The following is an 18395-nucleotide window of genomic DNA, read 5'->3' as shown; positions in this document are numbered from 1 at the left end:
GATGAGGTGGAAGACGGCGATCATGGCCGCAGCATATACCGGTTTTCAGCCACGCACTCATAGCGCTGCACGATGTAGCCGTTGTCGTCCACGCTCTCCAGGTAGACGTCGAACTGCCACAGGCGCGCCATGTGGCGCAGCACCTCGTTGGTGCTCTCGCCCAGCGAGCGGCCGTCGCTGCGGAAGTGGCGCAAGGTCAGGCTGCGGTTGCCGCGGGTGTTGACCGACCATACCTGGATGTTGGGCTCGCGGTGGTTGATGTCATATTGCCGCGACAGCGCCTGGCGCACGTACTGGAAGCCGCGCTCGTTGTGGATCGCCGAGACCTCCATCTCGCTGCGCGCCTCGTCGTCCAGCACCGCGAACATGCGCATGTCGCGCATCAGCTTGGGCGAGAGATATTGCGCGATGAAGCTCTCGTCCTTGAAGTTGCGCATCACATGGTGCAGCGTTTCCAGCCAGTCGCGGCCGGCGATTTCGGGGAACCATTCGCGATCCTCGGGCGACGGATTTTCGCAGATGCGGCGGATGTCGCTCATCATCGAAAAGCCCAGCGCATATGGGTTGATGCCGTTGTAATACGGCTTGGTGATGGGCGGCTGGAACACCACATTGCTGTGCGAATGCAGGAATTCCATCATGAAGCCGTCGGTCAGGCGACCCTGGTCGTACAGCGTATTCAACAGCGTGTAGTGCCAGAAGGTGGCCCAGCCCTCGTTCATCACCTGGGTCTGGCGCTGCGGATAGAAATACTGGCCGACCTTGCGTACGATGCGGATCACCTCGCGCTCCCACGGCTCCAGCAGCGGCGCGTTCTTCTCGGCGAAGTACAGCAGGTTTTCCTGCGGCTCGGCTGGGTAACGTTCCTCGGCTTGCGTGGCGGTGGTTTCCTTCCTGGCCGGCAGCGTGCGCCACAGTTCGTTGACCTGTGACTGCGCATAGGCCTCACGCTCGCGCTGGCGCGCCCGTTCCTGCGACAGCGACAGGCGCTGCGGGCGCTTGTAGCGATCCACGCCGTAGTTCATCAGCGCATGGCAGGAGTCCAGCAGTTCCTCCACGCGCTCGAAACCGTGGCGCTCCTCGCACTCGGCGATGTAATTGCGCGCGTACACCAGGTAGTCGATGATGGCGCTGGCGTCGGTCCACAATTGGAACAGGTAGTTGCCCTTGAAGAAGGAGTTGTGGCCGTAGCCCGCGTGCGCGATGACCAGCGCCTGCATGGTCATCGTGTTCTCTTCCATCAGATAGGCGATGCAGGGATCGGAGTTGATCACGATCTCGTAGGCCAGGCCCATCTGGCCGCGTTTGTAGTCGCGCTCGGTGAGCATAAAGTGCTTGCCGTAGGACCAGTGGCGATAGTTCACCGGCATGCCGTGCGAGGCGTAGGCATCCATCATCTGTTCGGCCGAGATGATTTCCAGCTGGATCGGATAGATGTCCAGCTGGTAGCCCTTGGCCACGCGCGCGATCTCTTCGTTGTAGCGCTCGATCAGGTCGAAGCTCCAGTCCGAGGGGCAGGGCAGCGGATCGTACTTGAAGCGGGTATTCATGCGTGCACCTGCTTTTCAAAGAGTTCGCGGAACACCGGATAGATCTCCGCCGCCGACTGCACCTTCTTCATGGCGAAGTGCGGGTGCGACTCGATCAGCTGCATGTACTCGGTCCACAGGTTCTGCTCCGGCTCGGCCACCTGGATGTAGGCAAAGTAACGCGTCAGCGGCAGGATCGCGCTTTCCAGAATCTCGCGGCACTTGGGCGAATCGTCGTTCCAGTTGTCGCCGTCGGAGGCCTGGGCGCCGTAGATGTTCCATTCGCTGGGTGAGTAGCGCTTGGTGATGATGTCGTGCATCAGCTCCAGCGCGCTGGAGACCACCGTGCCGCCGCTTTCCTGCGAATGGAAGAAGGTGTTTTCGTCGACCTCGTCGGCGCGCGTGTGGTGGCGGATGAAGACGACTTCGATGTGTTCGTAATTGCGCGTCAGGAACAAGTAAAGAAGGATGAAGAAGCGCTTGGACAAATCCTTGCGCTGCTCGTCCATCGAGCCCGACACGTCCATCACGCAGAACATCACGGCGCGACTGGACGGCTGCGGCTGGCGCACGCGGTTGACGTAGCGCAGGTCGAACGGGTCGATGAAGGGGATGCGCAGGATACGCGCCTTCAACTGGCGGATTTCCTCTTCCAGCAGCTTGATGTCGGCGCGGTGCTCTTCCGGCTTGCGCTTGAGCAGCAGCAATTGCTCCTCGGCCTCGTCGAGCTGGCGCTGCAGCGGCGCGCCTAGTGCGATGCGACGGCCCAGCGAGCTGCGCAAGGAACGCACGATGTCGATGTTGGTGGGCGAGCCGTCGACCGAATAGCCGGCGCGCATGTTCTTCCAGCTGGGCACTTGCAGCAGGTTGGTTTCCACCAGCCGCGGCAATTCCAGATCCTCGAAGAAGTAGTTCATGAACTCTTCGCGGGTGAGCTCGAAGGTGAAGTCGTCTTGGCCCTCGCCCTCGTTGCTGGCGCTGCTGCCGCCTTCGCCCCCGCCGCCGCCCTGGCGCGGGATGCGGTCGCCCTGCAGATAGTCCGAGTTGCCGGGATGCACCGCCTCGCGCCGGCCGCCCTTGCCATGATGGAAGAACGGTTCGGAGACATCCTTGCGCGGGATGCTGATGCTCTTGGATTTGTCGAGGTCGGTGATGCTGCGGTCGCGCACGGCGTCCGCCACCGAGCGTTGAATATGTCCCTTGAAGCGCCGCAGGAAGCGCTCCCGATTGGCGATGCTTTTGTTCTTGCCAGCCAGCCTGCGGTCGATGATCTGATGCAGCACTCGGTTCTCCTGCTAGTGGTCGGCGGCCGGGCGGTCATGCGACCGGGCGGCGCGCCGAAGGCTCGCCGGGCGCGCGCCGCACGGTCGTGGACCGTAACCGGCGCGCCTCCGCGGCGCTTACGAGGACTTGCGCACGCGCAGGTACCATTCGCACAGCAGGCGCACCTGCTTGGGCGTGTAGCCCTTGCTGACCATGCGGTTGACGAAGTCTTCGTGCTTTTGCATCTCTTCCGTGGACCCCTTGGCATTGAAGGAGATCACCGGCAGCAGGTCTTCGGTGTTGGAGAACATCTTCTTCTCGATCACCACGCGCAGCTTCTCGTAGCTGGTCCACAGCGGGTTCTTGCCGCCGTTGTTGACGCGCGCGCGCAGCACGAAGTTGACGATCTCGTTGCGGAAGTCCTTGGGATTGCTGATGCCGGCCGGTTTCTCGATCTTCTCCAGTTCCGCGTTCAGCGCCGCCCGGTCGAAGCTTTCGCCGGTGTCGTGGTCGCGGTATTCCTGATCCTGGATCCAGAAGTCGGCGTAGGTCACGTAGCGGTCGAACACGTTCTGACCGTATTCCGAGTACGACTCCAGGTAGGCCGTCTGGATTTCCTTACCGATGAATTCGGCGTAGCGCGAGGCCAGCGTGTCCTTCACGAAGGACAGGTACTTCTGCTCGGTCTCCTGCGGGAACTGTTCGCGTTCGATCTGCTGCTCCAGCACATACATCAGGTGCACCGGGTTGGCCGCCACTTCGGTGGTGTCGAAGTTGAACACGCGCGACAGGATCTTGAACGCGAAGCGCGTCGAGATGCCGTTCATGCCTTCATCCACGCCCGCGTAGTCGCGGTACTCCTGGTAGGACTTGGCCTTGGGATCGGTGTCCTTCAGGTTCTCGCCGTCATACACCTGCATCTTGGAGAACAGGCTGGAGTTTTCCGGTTCCTTGAGGCGCGTCAGGATGGAGAACTGCGCCATCATCTTCAGCGTGCCCGGCGCGCACGTGGCCTTGGAGAGCGATGAGGTGCGGATCAGCTTTTCGTAAATCTTGATTTCTTCGGACACGCGCAGGCAATACGGCACCTTGACGATGAAGATGCGGTCCAGCAGCGCCTCGTTGTTCTTGTTGTTGCGGAAGGCTTTCCATTCCGACTCGTTGGAGTGGGCCAGGATCACGCCGTCGAAGGGAATCGCGCCAAAGCCTTCGGTACCCTTGAAGTTGCCTTCCTGGGTGGCCGTCAGCAGCGGGTGCAGCACCTTGATCGGCGCCTTGAACATTTCGACGAATTCCAGCAGGCCCTGGTTGGACAGGCACAAGCCGCCCGAGTAGCTGTAGGCGTCGGCATCGTCTTGCGAGAATTGTTCGAGCTTGCGGATGTCGACCTTGCCTACCAGCGTGGAGATGTCCTGGTTGTTCTCGTCGCCCGGCTCGGTCTTGGAGATGGCGATCTGGCGCAGGATCGACGGATAGCGCTTGACCACGCGGAACTGGCGTATGTCGCCGTTGTACTCGTGCAGGCGCTTGACGGCCCACGGGCTCAGGATGGGTTTGAGATAGCGGCGCGGGATGCCGTACTGCTCTTCCAGGATGCCGCCGTCCTCGTCATAGTCGAACAGCCCGAGCGGCGATTCATTGACCGGCGAACCCTTGATGGAATAGAAGGGCACCTGTTCCATGAGCTGCTTCAGGCGCTCGGCGATGGAGGACTTGCCGCCGCCGACCGGGCCCAGCAGGTAGAGGATCTGCTTCTTTTCCTCCAGGCCTTGCGCGGCGTGGCGGAAGTAGGCGACCACCTGCTCGATGACTTCCTCGGCGCCGTAGAACTCCCTGAAGGCTGGGTAGACCTTGATGACCTTGTTGGCGAAAATGCGGGACAGGCGGGGATCTTCCCGGGTATCGACCTTCTCGGGCTCACCGATGGCCATCAGCATCCGTTCGGCAGCAGATGCATAGATCGCCGGGTCGTTCTTGCAAAGATTCAGATACTCTTCAAGCGAAAATTCTTCTTCTCTGGTCTTGTCGAACCGGCTTGCAAAGCTGCTGTAGATATCCATACCACCTCCGTCGCAACGAAAATACGAAACAGAATCTAGTTGTTTGGACTTGCCATCTGCGGTTATCAAAGAACGCGTCGGTGACTCTGGAAAGCGTCATTGCCGAAGTGCTCTTTGAAAGCCGTAGCATCACAGCGCGATGCAAAAAATCTCGTTTTTATTCTATTCCTTTTTCTCTTTCAGCTACTGAGCGAATCGCACCTGTTTTGTTTCAGCATAGGTCGGATTTATTTTCGCGTAACTGCAAACACCGTTCGTTTTGCCGGCCTTCTTGCAGGAATGGGCAAAGCGCTGGCACAACGCTGCGCGACGGCATATCGGATTACGTGAAGATGATCTCTCCTCCCCATGCTCTTTCAATGTGCAGCGAGGCGCCACGGTTGACTTCACAGTGCGCTATTTTTGAGCAGCGCGCCATGGTGAAAACCCTGATGGCCATCGGGGGAAATCGGCGCGACAATGGTGTTTTCCTTCTGTATTTTTCTCGCGCCGTCTGGTGCTTTCTTCAGCCCGGCGCGGGTGGCCGCCGCTTCTGCCGTTGCCGGCGGCCGTATGCGCCGCATGCCGCAGCACGGTGAATGTCTTGGCGCCGCGACGTCCCCCTCTCCCTCGCTTCAGTTATAGCTGGAATCGTGCCAGATAGGGAAAAACTTGCGCTGCGGATCCGGCGATAAGTTTTGGCACGCGGCCCGGCATGCCGCACGGCCCGGACGCCCGCAGCGTGGAGAAGGCGAGCGGGCGTGCATACCTGATGTGCGGCTTGCCGTTCGTAAGCTGGAAAATGCACTGAATATTTTTTGTAACTGCCGGGCTTGCGATGTCGCCGAGTGTTGTTGTTCGGCCTCATCGCCTGTCACATCGAATGCGCGACGCAGGTTTTTCGCATGAGCATATGCGCGGCATGCGCAACATTGCGGTCTGCGAGGAGCGGTTGGAAGTGGCCGGTCGGCGGAAATTCTTTAAATCATATCGAGGGCGTTGGGGGAGATGGCCGGTATGGATCGCCGCATTTTTTTGCAGCCGGTTTTGCCGGTATCCGCACATCTTGCCGGCAGGCATCTTTTTCGCGCTGGCGTCTTTCGTGCGCGGCGAGGCGGCGGGGTGATGCCTGAATGAAAACTTTCCGGCAGGCTTGTCCCGTTGCATGGCAAATCCGCCACGTTCCGTTGCTCAAACCGACGAAGAACGCATGCAAAGGCTGTCCCGAAGCCCATAAGTCATTGACAGGTAAGTGGAAAATGCAGTCTAATTCAGGGTTCACCATCTGAAGAATTGCGCACGGTGCCGTCGCAGTGCTGTTTCAGCTTCAGGCAAGTCGGACTACGAACTTAGTGGGCGTAAAAAGACAAGAGACGAAGCGGGTCCAGACCGGACCGACAAATGGTGTCAGCGATGCAGGGGCTGCCGGGGATACGGGCGGCAGGGGCATCGATGATACGGAACGGGCACACTGAAGGCAGTTCCAGAATTCCGATTTATTTTTGCTGTTTGCTGAATAGGCAGCCCAACTAAGCGAGTCCAACATGAAACGTACTTACCAACCCTCCGTCGTGCGTCGCAAGCGTACCCATGGTTTCCGCGCCCGTATGGCAACCCGTGGCGGCCGTGCCGTGATCAACGCTCGCCGCGCCAAGGGCCGCAAGCGTCTGGCTGCAGTTTAAGCCGGGCTTTGCGCAGCCGTTTCGTGTGACGGACGTTCGTTCACAGCTTCAACCTGGCAACTTCCCACGCGATCGGCGAATCGTTAAAACGGATGAATTTTCATCCGTTTTTCGTTTGCGCCCCGTCCATCGCACGGAGCATTTCGTGTTGTATGCGCGTCGCAACAGTCTGCCTCAGGCCCGCCTGGGCGTTGTCGCAGCCAAGCGTTTCGCGCCGCGCGCGGTGACCCGCAACACGATCAAGCGCGCCACGCGCGAACTGTTCCGCCAGGCGTTGCTGCCTGAGGTCGACTGTATCGTGCGCCTGTCGCGCCCGGTCAACGCCAAAAGCGATCCGGCCACCAATGCCGCCCTGAAGGCGGCCTTGAACGCCGAACTGGCGCAGCTGTTCGCCTTTTTGACGAACGCGCCAGCGTTTGCCAGGAAATAGGAAGTGATGAAAACGCCTTTGCTCCTGCTGTTACGCGCCTACAAGCTGGGAGTGAGCCCGTTCCTCGGGCAGAATTGCCGTTTCTATCCCAGCTGTTCCGACTACGCCGCCGAGGCCGTGCGCCTGCACGGCGCGTTCAAGGGTAGTCTCCTGGCCGGCAAGCGCCTGTGCAAATGCCATCCATGGCATCCCGGCGGCCTCGATCCGGTGCCGGGTTCGCCGGAGGCATCGGCGCCGTCCAACGCTTCTCCCGTTTCCCCGAATTCTTCGTCGCAGCGTACCTCTGCGCGAGTTTCTCCCACTGTGGCCGCTGACGGTTGCAGCCACTCCTGAACTAATCAATACGCATATGGATATCAAACGTACCGTCCTGTGGGTTGTATTCTCCTTCTCCCTGCTGCTGCTGTGGGATGGCTGGATGCGCCATAACGGACATCAGTCGATGTTCTTCCCGTCGGCTAACCAGACTCAGGAGCAGGCCGCCGCCAACCCGGCAGCCCCGACCGCCAGCCCGACCGGTTCGCCGGTGCCGCAGGCAGGCACTCCGGCCCCGGCCGGCGCCGCCGCACTGCCGGCCACCGACGCCGCTGCCGCCAAGGGTGAAACCATCACCATCACCACCGACGTGGTCAAGGCTGACTTCGACACCGTCGGCGGCGAGCTCAAGCGTTTGGAACTGCTGAACCAGCGCGACGTGGTCGACCCCAGCAAGAACCTGGTGCTGTTCGACTCCGGCGCCGGCCATGTGTACCTGGCTGAAACCGGCCTGACCGGCGGCACCTTCCCCAACCACAAGTCGCTGTTCACGGCCAAGCCGGGCGCGCGCACCCTGGACAACGGCAACGAAGTGCAGCTGGTGTTGGAGGCTGATCAAGGCGGCGTGAAGCTGACCAAGACCTTCACCTTCACCCGCGGTAGCTACCTGATCGACGTCAAGCACACCGTGACCAACGGCACCGCTGCGGCGATCAATCCGTCGCTGTACCTGCAACTGCTGCGTGACGGCAACAAGCCGGGCGGCGAGTCGCACTTCTACAGCACCTTCACCGGTCCGGCCGTCTACACCGAATCCAACAAGTTCGAGAAGATGACCTTCGAGAAGATCGCCGAAGGCAAGGCCGAGCACGCCAAGCAGGCCGACAACGGCTGGATTGCGCTGGTGCAGCACTACTTCGTGTCGGCCTTCGTGCCGCCGCAAGGCAAGACCCGCAGCATCGTGACCGAGCAGGTCAAGCCCAATCTGTTCAGCGTGGCCTCGATCATCCCGATGGGTGAAGTCGCCGCCGGCGCTTCGGTGACCATGGACGCCAAGCTGTACTCCGGCCCGCAAGAGTCGAAGGTGCTGGAATCCGTCGCCCCCGGCCTGGAGCTGGTCAAGGACTACGGTTGGCTGACCCTGATCGCCAAGCCGATCTTCTGGCTGATGACCCACATCCACGCCATCGTCGGCAACTGGGGCTGGACCATCATCCTGCTGACCGTGCTGATCAAGCTGATCTTCTTCCCGTTGTCGGCCGCGTCGTACCGCAGCATGGCCAAGATGAAGGCGGTCGCGCCGCGTATGCAGGCCATCCGCGAGCGTCACAAGGGCGATCCGCAGGCGATGAACCGCGAAATGATGGCGATGTACAAGACCGAGAAGATCAACCCGCTGGGCGGCTGCCTGCCCATCGCGATCCAGATCCCGGTGTTCATCTCGCTGTACTGGGTGCTGCTGGCATCGGTTGAAATGCGCGGCGCGCCGTGGCTGGGCTGGATCCATGACCTGACCGCCCCGGATACGCTGTTCGGCACCATTCCGTACTTCAACATGCCGGTCGGTCTGTTGCCGATCATCATGGCCGGTTCGATGTTCCTGCAAACCAAGCTGAACCCGACCCCGCCGGACCCGGTCCAGGCCAAGGTGATGATGTTCATGCCGCTGGTGTTCTCGTTCATGTTCTTCTTCTTCCCGTCCGGCCTGGTGCTGTACTGGGTGACCAACAACATCCTGTCGATCGCGCAGCAATGGGTGATCACCAAGAACATCGAGAGCGGCAAGACCAAGTAATCCCTGCCGCTCCCGCCGATCCCGTTTGCCGGGATCGGCGAGCAAAAAAGAACCCGTGGAATTCACGGGTTTTTTTTCGATCGGAGTTTCTTCACAGGCCTTAACATTGAGCCTTGCCTCTGCGCGCATGCGCGGCCGGCCATATTCAAAACGACAACAAGATATCCGCATCATGACCTTCGACTCTTCTCCCATCGCCGCCATCGCCACCGCACCCGGACGCGGCGGCATCGGCGTGGTTCGCCTGTCGGGCAAGAACCTGGCGCCGCTGATCGCCGCCCTGTGCGGCCGCGACAGCCTGCAGCCGCGCCACGCCACCTACCTGCCGTTCCGCCGTGAAGACGGCAGCGTCATTGACCAGGGCCTGGCGATTCATTTCCCCGCGCCGCATTCCTATACCGGCGAAGACGTGCTGGAGCTGCAGGGCCACGGCGGCCCGGTGGTGATGCAGATGCTGCTGGCGCGTTGCCTGGAAGCGGGCGCAGAGATCGGCCTGCGCATGGCCGAGCCGGGCGAGTTCACCCAGCGCGCCTTCCTGAACGACAAGATCGACCTGGCCCAGGCCGAGGCCGTGGCCGACCTGATCGAAGCCACCACCGAGGCGGCCGCCAAGTCGGCCTCCGAATCGCTGTCGGGCGCCTTCTCCAAAGTGATCCACGAACTGGTGGAGCAAGTCACCAGCCTGCGCATGCTGGTCGAAGCCACGCTCGATTTTCCGGAAGAGGAGATCGACTTCCTCAAGCAATCCGACGCGCGCGGCCAGCTCGCGAAGATCCGCGCCACGCTGGACGACGTCTTCAAGCACGCAGCCCAGGGCGCATTGCTGCGCGACGGCCTCAATGCCGTGTTGGCGGGCAAGCCCAATGTCGGCAAGTCCTCGCTGCTCAACGCGCTGTCCGGCGCTGACGTGGCCATCGTGACTCCGATCGCCGGCACCACGCGCGACAAGGTCACGCAGACCATCCAGATCGAAGGCATGCCGCTGAACATCATCGACACCGCCGGTATCCGCGAAGCGGGGGAGGACGGCAGCGGCCCCGACGAGGTCGAGCGCATCGGCATCGAACGCACCTGGGCTGAAGTCGCCAAGGCCGACGTCATCCTGCACATGCTGGACGCCGATCGCGGCCCCACGCTGGAAGACGAAAAGATCACCGCGCGCTTCCCCGACGGCGTGCCCATCATCCGCATCTGGAACAAGATTGACCGCTCCGGCCACAAGCCCGCAGTGGACGAGATGCCCGACGCCACGCACGTCTACATCTCGGCCGCGGAAGGGCAGGGCGTGGACCTGCTGCGCGGCGAGCTGCTGCGCATCGCCGGCTGGCAGCAGACGGTGGAGTCGCGCTACCTCGCGCGCGAGCGCCACCTGCTGGCGCTGAAGGCAGCGGGCGAGCATCTCGAGCACGCCGCCGCGCATGCTGCGCTCGACAACGAAGCCGGCGACCATGCGCTGGATCTGTTCGCCGAGGAACTGCGCCTGGCGCAGGAGCGTTTGTCCGGCATCACCGGCAAGTTCACGCCGGACGATCTGCTGGGCGTGATTTTCTCGCGCTTCTGTATCGGCAAGTGAGTGTCGGCATCGGGCGACATGTCGCCGGGCTGACAGGGCGCTGATGCGCGTAACAAAACGTTAGCACTTCGCCGCAAAGGCTTGATCAGTTGATAAATCTTCGCGAGGGATGTTACAGCGTGTAAAAACGTTGGAGGCATGAGGAGGGCGTGGTTATTCTGAAGGTCCTCCCCCTCCAATTCATCACCCCTGAGAATTGGATTTAGCCCGCCGCCGCAAGGTGCGCGGGCTTTTTTATGTCTGCTCTTTTAGCCGCAGACTTGCGCGCGGCACGCTCGAGTTACCGCGGCGTCGACAGCGCGCCGCCGCCAGCAAGAAAAATCCCGCGCTGCTAAGATGCCGCTTTCCCGAATCTCATCCACAGGAGCAAGCATGTCTTCCAATCCGCGCGCAGCCGACTATCCGATCGATCCGCATTTCATCAACCGCTGGTCGCCGCGCGCCTACACCGGCGCCGATATTTCGGAAGAGACCGTGCTGACCTTCCTGGAAGCGGCACGCTGGGCGCCTTCGGCCTACAACGCGCAACCCTGGCGCTTCGTGTTCGCGCGTCGCGGCACGCCGGCATGGAACAGCCTGTTGGGCCTGCTGAACGAATTCAACCGCGGCTGGGCCGAGAAGGCGTCGGTGCTGATCGTGGTTCTGTCACGTACCGTGATGGTCCCGCCGGGCGCCTCCGAAGCCGTGCCGGCCCCGACCCACTCCTTCGACACCGGTTCGGCCTGGGGCTACATGGCCCTGCAAGCCAGCATCTCCGGTTGGCATGCGCACGGCATGGCCGGCTTCGATAAGGAAAAGGCCCGCACCGAACTGAACGTGCCGGCCGAATTCTCGGTGGAAGCCATGGTCGCCATCGGCAAGCTGGGCGACAAGTCCATCCTGCCCGAAGGCCTGCAGGCGCGCGAGCTGCCCAGCCCCCGCGAACCGCTGTCCAAGCTGGCTTTCGAAGGCAAATTCAAGGCCTGAGACCGGGCTTTGCGCCTCGATGTAAATATTTTCGCAAAAACCGCTACAAAGTACTGGCTTTTTAAAAAAGGCTCTTATAGAATAGCGGTCTTTCAGCAAGAGCAGTTCCGCTGAAGACGATTTAGGAGTGGTAGTTCAGTTGGTTAGAATACCGGCCTGTCACGCCGGGGGTCGCGGGTTCGAGCCCCGTCCGCTCCGCCAAATAAAACGCCTGTTCAACGCAAGTTGAGCGGGCGTTTTTCTTTCTGCGCAGCGTTCGCGGCACACAAGGAAAGAAAAAAGCCGGCGCATCCTTGCAGATGCGCCGGCCTTTTCATTGGCGCGGGAGAATCAGCCCTTGCCCTTGCTGCCGGTCAGTTGGTCCACCACCTGGCGCGGCGCCTCGGCGTAGTGCTTGAACTCCATCGAGTAGGTCGCGCGGCCCTGTGACAGCGAACGCAGCGTGGTCGAGTAGCCGAACATCTCTGACAGCGGCACCTCGGCGCGCACCAGCTTGCCGCCGCCCACCATGTCTTCCATGCCCTGCACCATGCCGCGGCGGGACGACAGGTCGCCCATCACGTTGCCCATGAACTCTTCGGGCGTTTCCACTTCGACCTGCATCATCGGCTCCAGCAGGATCGGGCCGGCGCGCTTCATCGCTTCCTTGAAGGCCATCGAGCCGGCCATGCGGAACGCGTTTTCGTTGGAGTCGACATCGTGGTAGGAGCCGAAGGTCAGCGTCGCCTTCACGTCCACCACCGGATAGCCGGCCAGGATGCCCGACTTCAGCGACTCCTGGATGCCCTTGTCGACCGCCGGGATGAATTCGCGCGGCACCACGCCGCCCTTGATCGCATCGACGAACTCATAGCCCTTGCCGGCCGGCTGCGGCTCCAGCTTGATCACCACGTGGCCGTATTGGCCGCGTCCGCCGGACTGCTTGACGAACTTGCCCTCGACATCTTCCACGCCCTTGCGGATCGCCTCGCGATAGGCCACCTGCGGCTTGCCCACCGTGGCTTCCACGTTGAACTCGCGCTTCATGCGGTCCACCAGGATTTCCAGGTGCAGCTCACCCATGCCGGACATGATGGTCTGGCCCGATTCCTCGTCGGTATGCACGCGGAAGGACGGGTCCTCTTGCGCCAGGCGGTTCAGGGCGATGCCCATCTTCTCCTGGTCGGCCTTGGTCTTCGGCTCCACCGCCTGCGAGATCACCGGCTCCGGGAACACCATGCGTTCCAGGATGATCGGATGCTCCGGATCGGACAGCGTGTCGCCGGTGGTCACGTCCTTCAGGCCCACGGCGGCGGCGATGTCGCCGGCGAACACTTCCTTGATCTCCTTGCGCTCGTTGGCGTGCATCTGCAGGATGCGGCCCAGGCGTTCCTTCTTGCCCTTGAGCGGGTTGTAGACCGCATCGCCCGAGTTGACGATGCCGGAGTACACGCGGAAGAAGGTCAGCTGGCCCACAAATGGGTCGGTCATGATCTTGAAGGCGAGCGCCGAGAACGGCTCCTCGTCCGACGGATGGCGCTCGATCTCGCTGTCGTCCTCGGCATGGCCGGCAATGGCCGGCACGTCGATGGGCGAGGGCAGATAGTCGATCACCGCATCCAGCATCGCCTGCACGCCCTTGTTCTTGAACGCGCTGCCGGCCAGCATCGGCACGATCTCGCCGGCCACGGTGCGCAGGCGCAGGCCGTGCTTGATGTCCTCTTCGGACAGCGGATTGCCGGACAGGTATTTCTCCAGCAGCTCCTCGCTGGCCTCGGCAGCCTGCTCGACCATGTTGTCGCGCCACTGGCGTGCGGTGTCCTCCAGCTCGGCCGGAATGTCTTCGTACTTGAACAGCACGCCCTGGCTGGCATCATCCCAGATGATGGCCTTCATCTTCACCAGGTCGATCACGCCGGAGAAATGGTCCTCGGCGCCGACCGGAATCTGGATCGGCACGGCGTTGCCCTTCAGGCGCTCGACGATCTGCTTTTGCACGCGGAAGAAGTCGGCGCCGATGCGATCCATCTTGTTGACGAAGGCGATGCGCGGCACCTTGTACTTGTTGGCCTGGCGCCAGACGGTCTCGGACTGCGGCTGCACGCCGCCCACCGAGTCGTACACCATCACCGCGCCGTCCAGCACGCGCATCGAGCGTTCGACTTCGATGGTGAAGTCGACGTGGCCCGGGGTGTCGATGATGTTGATGCGATGCTCGGGATAATTGCCGGCCATGCCCTTCCAGAAGGCAGTGGTGGCGGCCGAGGTGATGGTGATGCCGCGTTCCTGTTCCTGCTCCATCCAGTCCATGGTGGCCGCACCGTTATGCACTTCGCCGATCTTGTGGTTCACGCCCGTATAAAAAAGAATGCGCTCGGTGGTCGTGGTCTTGCCTGCGTCGATGTGGGCGCTGATACCGATGTTGCGGTAGTTTTCTATTCGGGTCTTGCGGCTCATGGCATATCCTTTCGATGGGTGCCGTTGGTGCTCCCGCTGGAGCGTGGATTGAACGGTGATGGTTGTCGGCAATGCAATTCGGATGCTGGTCCGGCCTTGATTCAGCTTGACGGCGCGCTCTTGCTTATCGCCATTCTCGCCACATTTATGTAACGAGGATTAGATAATAGGAACGTAGCGGACTTTCTTCAAGAGCAGGCAGCGATATTTTTGTAATGCAGATTAAAATAAACTACACTGCCTGACAAATCCATTATCCCTGCGGGTAACACCTCCGCAAATCGGCACGGCCACCTGCGGTGCACCAACGGACGGGATTGCGTCCACAAAGGATACCGATGATACGAACACGCGGCCGTCCGCGCAGCTTTGACCGCGACCAGGCGCTGCAACAGGCCATGCAGGTCTTCTGGAGCAAGGGCTATGAAGGCACCACCATGGCCGACCTGACCGAGGCCATCGGCGTGAAGGCGCCCAGCCTGTATGCGGCCTTCGGCGACAAGAATGCCTTGTTTCGCGAAGCCGTCGACTTTTATTCGCGCACCGTCAGCGCCGAGCCGCTGCGGCAATTGCAGGCCGGCAACGGCATTTATGAGGATCTCTACGCCATGCTGCGCGCCAGCGTGCGCATGTATGCCGGCAAAAGCGGCACGCCCGGCTTGCCGGTCGGCAAGGGATGCATGGTGGTGATCTCGGCAATCAACTGCGCGCCGGAGAATGCCGAACACAGCGATGCGCTGTCGCAGCGTCGCCACAAGCGCCGCAACGAGATCCGGGCGCGCCTGCAGCAGGCGCAGCGCGACGGAGAAATCCGCGCCGACGCCGACGTCACCGCGCTGGGTGATTTCTATACCAACTTCCTGAACGGCATGGCGCTGGGCGCGCGCGACGGTATTTCCAGCGCACGCCTGACGGCTACGCTGCAACACGCGATGCTGCCGCTGGAGAGCGTCCTGACCGCCCGCCGGCCGACCGCGCCGGCGACCGTGCGCAAGGTGCGCGCCGCCTGAGGTCGCCGGCGGCGTTGGACAATAAAAAAACGGGAGCCGAAGCTCCCGTTTTTTTTATCGGATGCCGAAGCATTCGCTCCAGCCTGACCTCAGGTCGGCATCAAGCCGCCTTGGCCATGGTGCCGTCGTTCTCCTTCAGCTGACCGCCCAGTGCGTCGACCAGCGCCGCCAGCAGCTTGGCCAGCTCGCCGCTCATCAGCATGAAGTCGCCGTCGAAACGCTCGTCGTCGTTCTTGCCGGTCAGGTCGGCGTCTTCCTTCAACACATCCAGCGGCGCGATGCGCTTGACCGACAGGTTCTCGGTCAGCACGAAGGACACCTTGTCGGCCCAGGTCAGCGCCAGGCGCGTGCACTGCTTGCCGGCTTCGATGTGGCGGCGGATATCGTCCGCTTCCAGCGTGTGGCGCACGTAGCGCACGGTGGCCTTGCTTTCCGCAGTGGAGCGCAGCTCGGTGTCCTGGTCGACGGTGAAGCCGTTCGGCGCTTCGTCGCTGACCAGCCAGTCCGTCATGGCGGCGCCCGGCGACATGGCGGTGCGCAGGTTTTCCAGCGGGAACTTCGGGATCGCCTTGAACAGCAGCTTCAGCACTTCCTCGGCCTTGCCGGCGCTGCCGGCATCCACCAGCAGCCAGCCGTTGACCGGGTCGATCCATACCCAGGTGCTGCGCACCACGGAAAACGCGCGCGGCAGCAGTTCGTCGGTGATCTGTTCCTTCAATTCCTTGGTTTGCTTGCGGCCCGGCGGGAAGCCTTGCTGTTCTTCCAGCTCGGCGGCGCGCGCCTTGGTGACCTGGTTGATCACGGAGGAGGGCAGCAGCTTCTTCTCGGTATCGAGCTTGAGCAGCAGCTGGCGGTTGACCACATGCACCAGCTTTTCGTTGCCGCGCGGCGAGACCCAACCCTGGCTTTGCATTTCCAGGCTGGGGCAGGCGGTGAAGGCCTGCGGGGCGAGATGGGATTCGAGCTCGTCGGCGCTGACCGCCCACGGTGCGGGCAGTCGGTAAATCTGGAGGTTCTTAAACCACATAACGTTCCGGGGCAAAAGGGATTATTCTACACGCCCGTCATCGGGCAAGCGATGTCGGATTGTCCATGTCTGGGGATAATTTGGCCCCGCGTCGTTGCCATGGGAACCTGCGAGAACATGCAGGCGCGATGTCGCCTTGGCAGCACCAGGTGCACGCCGCCATGCCGGGCCGCATTGCGTTACCCTGCGCTGCGGCAAACCGGGCCCGCCTCGTCATTCCGACATCACTGCGGCCCTATCGAAACTTGAATTGAACAACGAATGAACAGCAAACAAGCCACCCTGATCGGACTCACCGCCGTCGTCCTCTGGAGCGCCATCGTCGGCCTGATCCGCGGCGTGAGCGAATACCTGGGTGCCACCGGCGGCGCCGCCGCCATCTATACCGTGGCCTCGGTGTTCCTGGTGCTGTCGGTGGGCTTTCCCAGGCTGAGCAGCTTCCCGCGCAAGTATCTGCTCTGGGGCAGCGTGCTGTTCGTGGCGTATGAGCTGTGCCTGTCGCTGTCGATCGGCTACGCCAACACCGGCCGCCAGGCGATCGAGGTCGGCATGGTCAATTACCTCTGGCCCACTTTCACGCTGATCTCGGCGATCGCCTTCAGCAAGCAGAAGGCCAACCTGCTGGTGGCGCCCGGCTTCATCCTGTCCATGCTTGGCATCTGCTGGGTGCTGGGCGGCGATCAGGGGCTGGACCTGGCGGGCATGCTGGCCAACATCCAGGACAATCCCCTGAGCTACGGCCTGGCCTTCGCCGGCGCCGTCATCTGGGCGGCGTATTGCACCGTGACCGCCAACATGGCCAAGGGCAAGAATGGCGTCACCGCCTTCTTCATGATGGTGGCGGCGACCTTGTGGCTGAAGTTCTTCCTCGGCGGGCATGTCGGTGAAATGACGTTCAGCATGCCCGCAATGGTTTACCTGCTGCTGGCGGCCGCGGCCATGGGGTTTGGTTACGCCGCCTGGAACGTCGGCATTCTGCACGGCAACGTGACCGTGCTGGCCGGCGCGTCCTATTTCATCCCGGTGTTCTCGTCGGCGCTGTCCGCGGTGCTGCTGCATGCGCCGCTGCCGAAGTCGTTCTGGGTGGGCGCGTGCCTGGTATGCGCGGGCTCCATTCTGTGTTGGCTGGCGACGCGTGCAAAGAAGGTTTCCAAGGCGACCAAGGCGTCCGAACAGCAGGCGGCCGCCGAAGGCTGACGCCATCTCGCGACTTGTCCGCGACGGCGCTTAAGGGGAGAAATCGAGCGAGAACTGATGCGCACCGGCCGTGCCCGATTCCGTTTCTTCCGGCCGCTGCAAGCTGCCGGCCTTGACGCCGAGCAGGCGGATCGAGCGGCCCAGGTCGATGCGCTTGAGGCACTTGCCGGCCGCGCTGCGGATCGCCGCCGCATCCCAGGTCGGCTCGCTCAGGGTGATGTCGCGCGTCACCGTCTTGAAGTCGTCAAAGCGTAGCTTGATGCCGAGCTTGCGGCAGTGATAGTTCTTGCGCACCAGGTCCGCCGCAAGCTGTTCGCACAGGCGTGTGAACACCGCGCCCAGTTCAGCCTTGTCCCTCACCGCATGCAGGTCGCGCTCGAAGGTGGTTTCGCGGCTCATCGATACCGGTTCGCTGTGGGTTACTACCGGACGCTCGTCCAGCCCATGCGAGACCCGGTACAGCCAGCTGCCGTAGCTGCGGCCGAATTGCTCCACCAGCCAGGCTTCCTCGCAGGCCGCCAGCTCGCCGATGGTGTGAATACCCAGCGCCTGTAGCCGTTGGCTGGCCTTGGGGCCGATGCCATTGATCTTGCTGGCCGGCATGGGCCAGATCTTCAACGGCAGGTCGCCCGGTTCGATGATGGTGAAGCCGTCCGGCTTCTGCATGTCGGAAGACAGCTTGGCCAGCAGCTTGTTGGGGGCGATACCCACCGAGCAGGTGAGCTGGGTAGCGTCGAAGACCGCTGCCTTGAGCAGGCGCGCGATCGCCTCCGAGCTGTCGTCGAGCATGGAGACGTCGGCGTAGACCTCATCGATGCCGATGTCTTCGATGACCGGGCTGATGGAACGGATGGCGTCCTTGAACAGGCGGGAATACTTGCGGTAGAGCTCGAAGTTGACCGGCAGCAGCACCGCATCCGGCGCCAGTCGAGCCGCCTTCATGGCGGGCATGGCCGAATGCACGCCCAGTGCGCGCGCCTCGTAGGTCGCCGTGGTCAATACGCCGCGGCCGACATAGTCGCGCAGGCGGGAGAACTCCAGGCTGCCGTCTTCGCGCCGGCGCGGCGCGTGGCTTTGCCTGCCCGCCACCACCATCGCCTGGCCGCGCAGCTCGGGGTACTGCGACAGCTCACAGGACGCGAAGAACGCATCCATGTCGATGTGGGCGATGCGGCGGGCGGAATTCATGGAAG

15 protein-coding genes and 1 tRNA gene are annotated in these 18395 nt (G+C 62.2%); 10 read left to right on the top strand and 6 right to left on the bottom strand.

What is annotated here, in order from left to right; genetic code table 11:
• Positions 1 to 20: 20 nt before the first annotated feature.
• The 3 genes from J8I26_RS19980 to J8I26_RS19970 all read right to left on the bottom strand — a co-directional run bounded on the left by J8I26_RS19980 (position 21) and on the right by J8I26_RS19970 (position 4852).
• Positions 21 to 1550, bottom strand: coding sequence for a SpoVR family protein (locus tag J8I26_RS19980; protein ID WP_209608865.1), 1530 nt, complete (start codon positions 1548 to 1550; stop codon positions 21 to 23).
• Positions 1547 to 2812, bottom strand: a complete 1266-nt coding sequence (locus tag J8I26_RS19975) for a YeaH/YhbH family protein (RefSeq protein ID WP_209608864.1) — start codon at positions 2810 to 2812, stop codon at positions 1547 to 1549. The genes J8I26_RS19980 and J8I26_RS19975 overlap by 4 nt, the downstream gene beginning before the upstream one ends.
• A gap of 117 nt (positions 2813 to 2929) precedes the next feature.
• Entirely contained in the window at positions 2930 to 4852 is a 1923-nt protein-coding gene (locus J8I26_RS19970) for a PrkA family serine protein kinase (protein WP_209608863.1), read from the bottom strand.
• A gap of 80 nt (positions 4853 to 4932) precedes the next feature.
• Between J8I26_RS19970 and J8I26_RS19965 the strand changes: the two genes are divergently transcribed.
• From J8I26_RS19965 to J8I26_RS19930, 8 genes are all read left to right on the top strand, one after another.
• On the top strand, positions 4933 to 5430 hold the full coding sequence (locus J8I26_RS19965) for a hypothetical protein (protein ID WP_209608862.1): 498 nt from the start codon (positions 4933 to 4935) through the stop codon (positions 5428 to 5430).
• 945 nt (positions 5431 to 6375) lie between these two features.
• Positions 6376 to 6513: a 50S ribosomal protein L34 gene (rpmH, locus tag J8I26_RS19960; protein WP_006461360.1), complete on the top strand. Its 138-nt coding sequence runs from the start codon at positions 6376 to 6378 to the stop codon at positions 6511 to 6513.
• A gap of 25 nt (positions 6514 to 6538) precedes the next feature.
• Complete coding sequence (gene rnpA, locus J8I26_RS19955) at positions 6539 to 6943, top strand: ribonuclease P protein component (protein ID WP_209608861.1); 405 nt, start codon at positions 6539 to 6541, stop codon at positions 6941 to 6943.
• Positions 6944 to 6949: 6 nt separating this feature from the next.
• Positions 6950 to 7276, top strand: a complete 327-nt coding sequence (yidD, locus tag J8I26_RS19950; protein WP_209608860.1) for a membrane protein insertion efficiency factor YidD — start codon at positions 6950 to 6952, stop codon at positions 7274 to 7276.
• Positions 7277 to 7292: 16 nt separating this feature from the next.
• On the top strand, positions 7293 to 8993 hold the full coding sequence (gene yidC / locus J8I26_RS19945; RefSeq protein WP_209608859.1) for a membrane protein insertase YidC: 1701 nt from the start codon (positions 7293 to 7295) through the stop codon (positions 8991 to 8993).
• A gap of 172 nt (positions 8994 to 9165) precedes the next feature.
• Positions 9166 to 10566, top strand: coding sequence for a tRNA uridine-5-carboxymethylaminomethyl(34) synthesis GTPase MnmE (mnmE, locus tag J8I26_RS19940; RefSeq protein WP_209608858.1), 1401 nt, complete (start codon positions 9166 to 9168; stop codon positions 10564 to 10566).
• A 372-nt stretch (positions 10567 to 10938) separates the two neighbouring features.
• Positions 10939 to 11532 carry a nitroreductase family protein gene (locus tag J8I26_RS19935; protein WP_209608857.1) on the top strand — a complete coding sequence of 198 codons (594 nt, stop codon included), beginning with the start codon at positions 10939 to 10941 and terminating at the stop codon, positions 11530 to 11532.
• A gap of 124 nt (positions 11533 to 11656) precedes the next feature.
• A tRNA-Asp gene (locus tag J8I26_RS19930) sits at positions 11657 to 11733 on the top strand.
• Between the two features lie 129 nt (positions 11734 to 11862).
• On the opposite strand, the gene fusA is transcribed toward J8I26_RS19930, so the two are convergent.
• The gene (gene fusA, locus J8I26_RS19925) at positions 11863 to 13968 is read right to left on the bottom strand and encodes an elongation factor G (RefSeq protein ID WP_209608856.1); all 2106 of its coding nucleotides are present in this window, start codon (positions 13966 to 13968) and stop codon (positions 11863 to 11865) included.
• Positions 13969 to 14306: 338 nt separating this feature from the next.
• Here fusA and J8I26_RS19920 point away from each other — a divergent pair, with 338 nt between their 5' ends.
• Positions 14307 to 14978 (top strand): TetR/AcrR family transcriptional regulator, encoded by a 672-nt coding sequence (locus J8I26_RS19920; RefSeq protein ID WP_209608855.1) that lies wholly within the window; start codon positions 14307 to 14309, stop codon positions 14976 to 14978.
• Between the two features lie 100 nt (positions 14979 to 15078).
• On the opposite strand, the gene J8I26_RS19915 is transcribed toward J8I26_RS19920, so the two are convergent.
• Entirely contained in the window at positions 15079 to 16005 is a 927-nt protein-coding gene (locus J8I26_RS19915) for a recombination-associated protein RdgC (RefSeq protein WP_209608854.1), read from the bottom strand.
• 261 nt (positions 16006 to 16266) lie between these two features.
• On the opposite strand from J8I26_RS19915, the gene yddG reads away from it, so the two are divergent.
• Entirely contained in the window at positions 16267 to 17202 is a 936-nt protein-coding gene (gene yddG / locus J8I26_RS19910) for an aromatic amino acid DMT transporter YddG (protein ID WP_209608853.1), read from the top strand.
• A 30-nt stretch (positions 17203 to 17232) separates the two neighbouring features.
• Here yddG and dinB read toward each other — a convergent pair whose 3' ends face one another.
• Positions 17233 to 18390 carry a DNA polymerase IV gene (gene dinB / locus J8I26_RS19905; RefSeq protein WP_209608852.1) on the bottom strand — a complete coding sequence of 386 codons (1158 nt, stop codon included), beginning with the start codon at positions 18388 to 18390 and terminating at the stop codon, positions 17233 to 17235.
• Positions 18391 to 18395 lie beyond the last annotated feature (5 nt).

This window comes from Herbaspirillum sp. LeCh32-8 (genome assembly GCF_017814915.1).
Lineage (GTDB): Bacteria > Pseudomonadota > Gammaproteobacteria > Burkholderiales > Burkholderiaceae_D > Herbaspirillum.
The sequence above is the reverse complement of the archived record's forward strand: the minus strand, read 5'-3'. Positions and strand labels throughout refer to the sequence as shown.